We start from the raw sequence: 9705 nt of genomic DNA, 5'->3' as shown, positions 1-9705 counted from the left end.
TGACCCGCCGTGCGCTCGACCGCTTCGGCAACGATGCCGCGTGCCTCGTCGGCATTCGCTCGCTCGAACAGATTGGCGGGGTCGAGCACGATGCGCAGCCGGTTCGAACCCATTTCGGAAATCAGCCGCGCGGCGTCATCGGCGGAGGTGACGATGTTGGCTTGCTCCGGCTCGATGCCGAGATCGACGCCGTGGTGCTCGGCGAGCTGAAGCGCCTTCTCCATTTCCCGCGCCATGTCGGCCCAAGCCGAGGGATCGGCATTGTCGGGGTGGTGCGCCCATTGGTCCTCGGCGTTGCGCGTTCCGGTGCACAGTGTCACCAGCGGGATCGAAAGCCTGGCGGCTGCCTCAATGACCACCCCGAGCCGCCGCAGCCCGTCATCGCGCACCCGGCTGTCCGGATGCGCCATGTTGTAGGTTCCCGACAGCGCGACGAGACCGACGCCGCTAGCCGTAGCGGCGGCATCGATCGTACGGATCGCTTCGTCGGGAACATCGTCCGGCATCGACGGCAGGCCGGCGCAGGCAAGGTTGAACTGGGTGACTGCGAAGCCCGCTTCGCGAACGGCGGCGAGCACGCCGGCCGGCTCGCCGCCTGGAAAAGTCTTGGCGAACACCCCGACCTGCATCAGACCGCTCCGGTGACGCCGGCGAGCTCAACGCGCTGGCCGCTTTCGACCGAGCGGGCGATCGCCACCATGGCGCGGATCGAAGCGAGCCCGTCCTCCACGGTAGCGCCGCGCTGCGGCGCGCCGTTGAGCACCGTGTCGGCGAGGCCTTCCAGTTGGCGGCGGAAGAAGTGGCCGTCGGCGCCGAGCGGCTTGCGCGACGTCGCGTCCTTCTCATGAAAAATGTCGACCTCGCTGGCGCGGAAATACCAGGGATTGAAGGTCTTCGCGATCACCGAGCCGTTCTCGCCATAGAGCTGGAAGCCCTCGTGCCAGTCCATGCGCACCGCAACGGTCAGGTCGAGATGGCCGAGCGCCCCATTGGCGAACTCCGTCTCGACGAACCAGCAATAAGCGCCGAAGCGTTGGTTGAGCCGCGCGCGCACGGCGGTGATGTCGCCGCACAGGAAGCGCGCCGTGTCGACCAGATGCGAGCCATGCGCCAGCATGAAATACTGTCTCAGGTCCGCCTTCGGATTGCCGGCCGGCTTCCTCGCCAGCTTGCTGGTGACGGGCAGCGGCTGCACGGCGTCGGTATTGGTGTAGCGATGGGTGGAATCGCAATACCAGGCCTTCAGCGCGAGGATCTCGCCCATCTCGTCGCGCACGAAATCGCGCGCCGCCTCCAGCGCCGGGTCGAAGCGCTTCATATGCCCGACCTGAAGCACCTTGCCGGAGCGCTTGACCGCTTCCGCCAGCCTCTCGCCTTCTTCGACGGAAATGCCGATCGGCTTTTCGCAAAGCACGTGCTTGCCTGCTTCGAGCGCCCTGATCGACATCGGCACGTGGTAGGCGTCGGACGTCGCGACGATCACCGCCTCCAACTTGGGGTCGGCGAGCATCTCGTCATAGTCGCCATACATTTTTTGCGGCTCGTAGGTGGCGCTCATGCGCGCAAGCAGGTCGGGCGCCGCGTCGCAGATCGCGTAGAGGTCGGCATTGGCTGCCTTCACGCAGGATTCCAGATGCGCGAACTGCGCGATCGGCCCGCAGCCGAGCACACCGACACGAAGACGACGGTCTTGTTTGCCGATCATCGCCTCAAGCCCCGTAGCCGCGCATGGTCTGGCGATTGGTCTTCACCGCGCCAGCCGGATCGGCGGCGGCGGTTTCGGATTCCTCCTCCAGCACCAGCCAGCCGTTGAAGTTGGGCGCGGCGCTTGCGATCTCGATCACCTTAGCCGTGTCGCAGACACCCTGGCCGAGCATCGCCCAACTGCCGTTGGCATCGACGTCTTTCAGATGCACATAGCGAATGCGGTCGCGATAGGTGGTGAGCGTATCGGCCATGTCCTGACGGCCGCGCAAGATGTGTCCGGTGTCCGGCACCCAGCCGACCAGCGATGGGTCAAGCAGGGAGAAGATGCGGTCATAATCGGCGCGGTCGAAGAGCAGCGTGTTGTTATGCGAGCTTGGATGCACAGCCACCTGCACGCCGGCCTTGCGCCCAAGTTCGCCGGCCTTGTTGTAGACCTCGGCGGCGATGGCGAATTTGTGGTCGCGCGGGCCGTCGGAGACGACGGTTGCCGAGCCCATCGACACCAGCGCTCCCGGAAAGGCGGCGGCGAAGTCGATCCAGCGACCGGCGGTTTCGAGGTCCTCGCCGATTTTCTCCTTGAGCGTGAAGCCGCTCTTCGAGCCGAAGGCGAACGAGACCAGCATGAGGCCGGATGCCTTCAACGCGGCGGCGAACTCCGCAGGCTTGCCGGCATAGCGACCGATCATCGTGTCGGTGATCTCGATGCCGGCATAGCCGCCGTCGGAAATCGCCTTGATGAGATCGTCCGGGCCGCCGCCAAAACGGTCGCCGAGCATCTCCCAGGTAAAAGTCTGGCAGCCAACTTTGAGGTCTTTCACGTTCATTCTTTCATTCCTTGATACCGCCCATTCCTTGGTGTCGCTCTGCGTCTTCATGGGAGGGACGTCCTACTTGACCGAGCCCGCGGTCATGCCTGCGAGGAAGAATCTCTGGGCAACGAGGTAGATGAGCAAAAGCGGTAACGAGCCGAGCACGCTCATCGCCATCATCTGGTTCCATTCGAAGGCGTGCTGCCCCATCAACAGCTGGATGCCGATCGGCACGGTGCGCATGGAGGTCGACTTGGTCAGCGTCAGCGCAAAGAGAAATTCGTTCCAGCATAACAGGAAGGTGTAGACAGACGTCGCCACGATACCAGGCAGCGAGATCGGGACGATCACCCGCCAAAGCGCTGTCCAACTGGTGCCGCCGTCGACAGCCACCGCTTCATCGAGATCGCGGGGCAAGGTGTTGAGATATCCCGTCATCAGCAGGATCGCGTAGGGCAGCGTAAACACCAGGTAAGTCAGGATCAGCGCGATATAGGTGTCAAAGATGCCATATGAGACGACAAGCCCGAAGAAGGGGATGAGAAGCGTGATCGGCGGAATCGTCTGCGTGCTGATGATGAGTGTGTTCAGGCTGCCCTTGCCGCGAAAGTTGAAGCGGCTGAACCCGTAGGCCGCCAGCAAGGCGATCAGCACCGTCAGCACGGTCACCGCTGCCGCCACGAAGTAGCTGTTGAAGAAGAAGCGCAGCTTTACCGGGTCGCCAACGATGGCTGCGTACGCTTCCAGCGTGAAGGCCTTCGGCAGGATGGTTGGTGGCAGGGCAAAGATCTCGGTATTCGACTTGAACGAGCTGCTGAGCATCCAGTAGATCGGGAAGGCCGCGAAGAACAGCCCCGCGGCAAGCGCGACATGCAGCGCGACGGTGATCAGCCTGTCTTTCGGCGTGTGCCTTTTCCTCATGGTGACTACCGAGCCTTTTGATAACGGACGTAGAACAGCGTCAGGCCAAGCGAGATCAGCAGAATGACCACAGCGCTCGCCGACGCCTGAGACAGGTTGTAGCTCGAAAACGCCAGCTTATAGGTGTAGGTGCTGAGGACCTCGGTCGAGTAGATCGGACCACCGCCCGTCGTTATCCAGATCAATGGGAAGACCTGCATGGTCCAGATGAAGTCGAGCAGCGAGATGCTGATGATGATCGGCATCAACTGCGGGATCGTGATGAAGATCAGCTTCTGGTAGGCCTTGGCGCCGTCGATATCGGCGGCCTCGTAGAAATCCTTGGGAATGCCCTGCAGGCCTGCGAGCAGGCTGACCATGAAAAGCGGGTACCCTGCCCAGATATTGGCGAAGGTGACGGCGTGCAGCGCGGTCTCGGGCGAGGAAAACCACTCGACCTTGGAACCGATGATGCCCATCTGCATGAGAATGCTGTTCACGACCCCGTTCGGCTCAAGCAGGAGGCGCCAGATCACGGCGATAATCACCGCAGTGAACAGCCAAGGCAGTATGTAGAGCACGCGCAGAATATTGCGCAGCATCGGATTGATGCGGTCGCTGTTCAGCATGAGTGCGAAGACCATGCCGATGGTCATGTGGAAAACGACACTCATGCAAGTGAAGTAGAGCGTGTGCCACAGCGAAGCCCAAAACACCGGATCGGCAAAGATCGCCTGGTAGTGTTTCAGTCCGGCAAAGGATGGGTCACGGCGCAGCACCGCGCTGTTCTGGAACGAATAGGCAATCACCGTCACCATCGGCAGCAGCATCAGAAGACCGATTATGAGGAGCGAGGGCGACAGATAGAGATAGGGTGCGACCGCTCGTTTCAGTCTGTGATGGGAGCGCTTCTGCGGGGTCATGTGCCAACCTTGAAATACGCCTTCAAGAGAAGGTGAGCTTCGGAACACGGGTCCACCGATCCGTTGTGGCCGGGTGGCCTGCCCGAAGTCAGGCCACCCGGTCGAGAAAGTGAACGGGGAACAGGCCGATCAGAATTTCGCCATCCAGCCCTTTTGAGCGTTGGCTGCGGCTTGTTCCGGAGACTGCTCGCCGGCAAGCATCTTCTGGGCTTCCACGTCGAACTGGGTCATCAGGTCTTCCGCCACCGGCAGACCCGTGAACTCGTTGGCGAGATAACCGGTCTTGAAGATTTCGAAAGCCTTTGCGAATGCCTTGTCGGACGTCACGAAATCGGGCTTGGCGTTGACGTTGCCCGGGAAGGCGTTTGCAAGCGACACGAGCTTGGCGTTCACCTTTTCACTCATCAGATATTGGACGAGCTTCCAGGCCTCCTCCTGGTGCTTCGAGCCGGCAGAGATACCGATGCCCCAGGAGGCATAGGGAAGGCCGCGCTTGCCGTTGTAGTTCTCCACGACCGGGACCGGGATGAGGTCGAAGTTCAGCTTGGGATTGCGTTTGCGGATGAGGTTCACATGCGCGAGCGAGTCGATCATCATCCCGACCCGGTCGTTGACGAATTCCTCGACCTTCTCCTGTTCCGTCTTGGTGGCGATGCCGGGCGAGATGGTGCCGGCGTCGTTGAGCGATTTCACGAAGCTGAGCATATCCACCACCGGTTTGCCCTCGAGGTCGGGCTTGCCATTCGCCATCATCGACTGGCCCGAAGCCCAAACCCACGACATCATGTCGTTCTGAACGCCGGACGGTGTTTGCAGCGACAGGGGCAGCACCCAGCCATACTGGTTCTTGTCGGCATGGGTCATCTTCTTGGCGGCTTCGAGAAACTCCGCGCGGGTCGACGGCAGCTTGCTCACACCTGCCTTGGCGGCGAGGTCCATGTTGACGAAGACCGGATAGACGAACGAAGCCACGGGAAACATCACCGCCTTGCCGTCCACCTTGATGATATCGGCGACCTGGCTCTTGTCGAAGCCGCTCGCATCCATCATCGGATTCATGTCGGCCAACGCATTTTGTGCGTTCAGATTGTTCACCCAAGCGCCATCGAGACCGACAACGTCGCTAAGCGTTCCGGTCGCAGCACCGACCGAGATCTGGTCTCGCGTGGTCGCATAGGGGCCGCTGACCAGCGTCACCTTGATCCCGGAGTTTGCAGCCTCGAACTCGTCCATGATTTTGCGCAAGGAGCCTGCGGGCAGCTCTGGCTCCCACCACTGCGTGAATTCCAGCGTCGTGTCCGCCATGGCGCCGGTTGCGCCGAGCAGCCATGCGGCCGCGGCCATTTTCAGCATCGCGGGTCGTATCCGAAACGTCATTTTCTCCTCCTTCTTAAGATCGACCGCACAATGCGGACGATCGTCTGCTTCATTCAGAAGTCTTCTTACGAGTACTTTCGCAGGCGCATCGCTCCTGCCTGCGGGCTCTGCGACAAATCTTCAGATCGCCAGATGCGTTTCGGGATCGAAGAAATGGAGCTTGGCGTCGTCTACGGCCAAGCGGATCTCCGAGCCGGGCAGGACTGTGCTGACCGGTTCGAATTTCGCCACCGCGTTCGAGGTCATGCCGAAATCCTGCACCGCGTCCGGATCGCCGGAGTCCACCCGCACCGCATCGATGCTGAGATGAACGATGTGTTCGGACCCGAGTTCTTCGATCGAGGTCACCTTTGCCGGGATCGTCTGATATCTGCGGCCGGATTCGAGACTGCTGTCATAGAGATCCTCCGGTCGGATCCCGAACACGACCTTGCGCCCTGCATACGTCCTCAAGGACGGCCTGCGCACGAAGGCTGCGTCCTGCAGCCGGATGGCGAAGGTGCCGGACATCAGTTCGTCGCCCGTCAGCGTCGCCTCGAACAGGTTCATCGAAGGAGAACCGATGAAGCCGGCAACGAAGGCGTTTACCGGCGATTCATAGAGTCTCTTGGGAGTGTCGACCTGCTGCAGCACGCCGCCTTTCAACACCGCGACCCTGTCCCCCATCGTCATCGCCTCGGTTTGGTCGTGGGTCACGTATATGGTCGTGACGCCGAGTTGCTTTTGCAGGCTGGTAATTTCGGCGCGCATTTGAACACGCAGCTTCGCGTCCAGATTGGAAAGGGGTTCGTCCATGAGGAAGGCGGCCGGCTCGCGCACCATGGCGCGGCCCATGGCAACCCGTTGACGCTGTCCGCCTGAAAGGTTCGCGGGTTTGCTGTCGAGCAGAGATGTCAACTGAAGGGTTTTGGCAATCTCGCCCACCCGCTTCTTGCGTTCGGCCTTCGGCTTGCCTGCCAGCCGCATCGAAAAGGCGATGTTTTCGAACACCGTCATATGTGGGTAGAGCGCGTAGCTCTGGAAGACCATCGCGATATCCCGGTCCTTGGGCGGCATGTCGACCACGTCGACTCCGCCGATCCGAAGGCTGCCGCTTGTCACGTCCTCCAATCCCGCGATCATTCGCAAGGCGGTGGATTTGCCGCAGCCGGACGGCCCGACGAGAATCAAGAACTCGCCATCCTCGACCGACAAGTTCAATTGGTCGATTGCATGAAAGTTGTTCCCGTAGGTCTTGCAGATATTCTCAAGAATGACTTCTGCCATCTTCCTCCCTCCACAAGTCTAAGCCGCTCGTTTTTATGATTATTGTCGGCCTATGGTCGCCCTGCGAAATCTTCCTCGGATAGTTTCAACTATGTTCCGGTATCGAGCTGCGCAGATTTCAGTTCGACTGCCGACGGGGCGTTCGTCGATGCCAGGAGTTCCGTGACCTGGCCCTCGGTCGGCAGCGCCTCGCGCCCGCCACGCCCCGTTATCGACAGGGCCGCGGCCGCGGCTGCGAATGCGACCCGGCCTGCGGTCTCGGCTCCGCGCGTCAATGCATGGGCATAGGCACCGTGAAAGCAGTCACCGGCGCCGGTCGAGTCGACGACGGCAACCCGGTGCGGAGGCAGGTGCCAGAGCCCTGCCTCGTCGCGTCCGCGATAATAGACGCCCCTGCCGCCGTCAGTCAGAACCACGGTGGACCGCGACGGCATCCACAATGCGTCGAGCATCTCGGCGGGCGATCGGCCGCCCGTGGCAGTCCGCGCGAAGCCGAGGGGAAGAATGACATGGTCGCAGAGCCCGATCAGCCTCTCGGTGGCTGGGCCGCTGCTCCATTCGATATCGCCGAGGATTGCAAGGCCGAGATCGCGAGCCCGAGCCACGACATCCATCGACCGGATCGCGTAACTATCGACGATCAGGACGGCCGCGCGGCTGAGGACCTCGTCCGGAAAGTCCGACGCGGTGCCCAGCATCGCTTCGTCGTCATACGCGATGAACCGCTCGCCATCCGAGCCGACGGTGATCCGCGAGCGCACCGGGCGTGCCTGCGGGTGGCGCGGCGCGAATGCGGTTTCAACGCCGCTCGCAACGAGATCGCACAGCACGGCGTCGTCCGCGGCACTGGCTAGCCATCCGACGAACCCGGCGGTTCCGCCGAGCCGCGCGACGGCCCTTGCCGCCGTCGCGACATTTCCGCCGAAAGTTCGGGCAGTTTGCAGAACCTTCCCCTTGCCCGCCGACAACGGCTGATCGACATAGACGATGTCGTCGATCGCAATAGCGCCGAAGCCGAGGATTGAAGGGACGGTGGGCATCGTTCAGGCACCCGCCTTCGCCAGGGCGTCTTCTGCCGAAAGGCCGTCATGGATGACGCTCCGAAAGGCAAGTGCCGCCTTCTCCGGATCGCCGTGCCCCCAGAGATTGCGACCGACCACGGCACCGCGCGCGCCGGCACGTATGGCGTCCGCCGTCTGCTGAAGGGCGCCGAGCAGCGTCTCGGTCTTCGGACCACCCGCGATCACAACCGGCACCGGGCAGGTCCGGACGGTCTCTCGGAACGACTCGAAATCGCCCGTGTAGCCTATCTTGATCACGTCGACGCCGGACTCGTAGCCGATGCGCGCCGCATAGGCGATCTCGTCGGGGGTGAAGACGATTTTTGCTCCGTCGGCGAAATCGCGCGGGTAAATATGCGCCACCACGGGCATGCCGTAGCGTGCCGCCGCATTCACCGAGTCGGTCAGCCAGCGTATGTACTTACCCTCGGTCGCGCCGCGCACCGGAATGGCCACGGCCAACGCATCGGCCCCGGCGCGCACCGCATCCTCCGGCGTTGCAATCAGTTCGCTGATGCGATCGTCTGGGGTGAAGCAGCCCGCCTGGATCACCAGAGACGCTTTGCCCGCATATTGCGGCCACAGATGGCGCGCGGTGCCGGGCTGGATGCTGACGTAGTCGGGTTTGCCCATCATGACGCGCGCGAGCGCACCGGGCAGATCGGCAAGCCCGCCTTTGCGCACGTCGCCGTAGCCGACAAAGTGGTCGACCGCGCCGCCAAAAAGCTTCCCGGATGGATGCGAGAAGAGGCGCGCAAGGCGCACCTTGGTTCCTAGGCTCATGAGTGCAAAATTCCTCAATCGTTTTGAGCTGGCGGCCTCCGATGTCGAGCCAGCATTTTCACATGCTCTATAGAAATTTTACGCGCGTCAAGATTTAAAATGCGCTATAGCGAGTAGGGAACATGGTCCGCCGCCGTTGCAGCGGGTTTGCTGGGCGATGCCGCATTGGGAGGTCGGAAGGAAAATGCAAGCAAAGTCAGGAGCGAAGCTCGGTATCGGCGTTATCGGTTGCGGCAACATATCGATGACCTATTTGCGCAACGCAGCACTTTTCGCCGGCGTGGAACTGCGCGCCTGCGCCGATATTTCCGCCGACTTGGCCGCGCTACGGGCCAGGGAATACGGTATCCGCGCGCTGCCGGTCGATGCGCTGCTGGCCGATCCCGAGGTCGATCTCGTCCTCAACCTCACCGTTCCGTCGGCGCATTTCGACATCACCCATTCGGCGCTTTCCGCGGGCAAGCACGTCTTCACGGAAAAGCCTCTGGCGACCTCGGCCGGCGAGGGCCGCCGGCTGGTCGCGGAGGCGTCGAAGCGCGATCTGCTGCTGGGCTCGGCTCCAGACACCTTCCTCGGCGCAGCCGGGCGGCGTGCCCGCCGCCTAATGGACGAGGGCGCGATCGGCCGCGCCGTGACCGGCACCGCCTTCATGATGGGGCGCGGCATGGAGCATTGGCATCCCAATCCGCAATTCTACTATCAGCCGGGCGGCGGTCCAGTGTTCGACATGGGGCCATACTACCTGACGATGCTGGTCAACCTGCTCGGCCCGGTCGCCCGCGTCATGGCGATGACGACGCGCGGTCAGGACGAGCGCCTGATCACCGCCGAAGGCCCTTACAAAAACACCAGCTTCAGGGTCGGCACGCCGACCAACAT

General features: G+C 62.2%; 10 protein-coding genes. 1 reads left to right on the top strand and 9 read right to left on the bottom strand.

The genetic code is table 11. The features are described from left to right. From EOA60_RS07410 to EOA60_RS07370, 9 genes are all read right to left on the bottom strand, one after another. The coding region (locus EOA60_RS07410; RefSeq protein ID WP_164899218.1) for a sugar phosphate isomerase/epimerase family protein at window positions 1–629 on the bottom strand (629 nt) is incomplete at its 3' end. Continuing rightward, window positions 629–1705, bottom strand: coding sequence for a Gfo/Idh/MocA family oxidoreductase (locus tag EOA60_RS07405; protein WP_095823894.1), 1077 nt, complete (start codon window positions 1703–1705; stop codon window positions 629–631). The genes EOA60_RS07405 and EOA60_RS07410, both read right to left, overlap by 1 nt. Before the next feature lie 4 nt (window positions 1706–1709). Further along, window positions 1710–2531 carry a sugar phosphate isomerase/epimerase gene (locus EOA60_RS07400; RefSeq protein WP_095823893.1) on the bottom strand — a complete coding sequence of 274 codons (822 nt, stop codon included), beginning with the start codon at window positions 2529–2531 and terminating at the stop codon, window positions 1710–1712. A 63-nt stretch (window positions 2532–2594) separates the two neighbouring features. Further along, window positions 2595–3437 carry a carbohydrate ABC transporter permease gene (locus EOA60_RS07395; protein ID WP_095800988.1) on the bottom strand — a complete coding sequence of 281 codons (843 nt, stop codon included), beginning with the start codon at window positions 3435–3437 and terminating at the stop codon, window positions 2595–2597. A gap of 5 nt (window positions 3438–3442) precedes the next feature. Next, window positions 3443–4339 (bottom strand): sugar ABC transporter permease, encoded by an 897-nt coding sequence (locus EOA60_RS07390; RefSeq protein WP_095823892.1) that lies wholly within the window; start codon window positions 4337–4339, stop codon window positions 3443–3445. Window positions 4340–4468: 129 nt separating this feature from the next. After that, window positions 4469–5716 carry a sugar ABC transporter substrate-binding protein gene (locus tag EOA60_RS07385; RefSeq protein WP_095823891.1) on the bottom strand — a complete coding sequence of 416 codons (1248 nt, stop codon included), beginning with the start codon at window positions 5714–5716 and terminating at the stop codon, window positions 4469–4471. A gap of 120 nt (window positions 5717–5836) precedes the next feature. Beyond that, window positions 5837–6982 carry an ABC transporter ATP-binding protein gene (locus tag EOA60_RS07380; RefSeq protein WP_095823890.1) on the bottom strand — a complete coding sequence of 382 codons (1146 nt, stop codon included), beginning with the start codon at window positions 6980–6982 and terminating at the stop codon, window positions 5837–5839. Between the two features lie 89 nt (window positions 6983–7071). After that, window positions 7072–8022, bottom strand: a complete 951-nt coding sequence (locus EOA60_RS07375) for a PfkB family carbohydrate kinase (RefSeq protein ID WP_128311193.1) — start codon at window positions 8020–8022, stop codon at window positions 7072–7074. 3 nt (window positions 8023–8025) lie between these two features. Beyond that, window positions 8026–8826 (bottom strand): class I fructose-bisphosphate aldolase, encoded by an 801-nt coding sequence (locus EOA60_RS07370; protein ID WP_095823888.1) that lies wholly within the window; start codon window positions 8824–8826, stop codon window positions 8026–8028. A 184-nt stretch (window positions 8827–9010) separates the two neighbouring features. Between EOA60_RS07370 and EOA60_RS07365 the strand changes: the two genes are divergently transcribed. After that, on the top strand, window positions 9011–9705 hold a 695-nt coding region (locus EOA60_RS07365), incomplete at its 3' end, for a Gfo/Idh/MocA family oxidoreductase (protein ID WP_164899217.1).

The sequence above is a fragment of the Mesorhizobium sp. M1A.F.Ca.IN.020.06.1.1 genome (genome assembly GCF_004023265.1).
Lineage (GTDB): Bacteria > Pseudomonadota > Alphaproteobacteria > Rhizobiales > Rhizobiaceae > Mesorhizobium.
The sequence above is the reverse complement of the archived record's forward strand: the minus strand, read 5'-3'. Positions and strand labels throughout refer to the sequence as shown.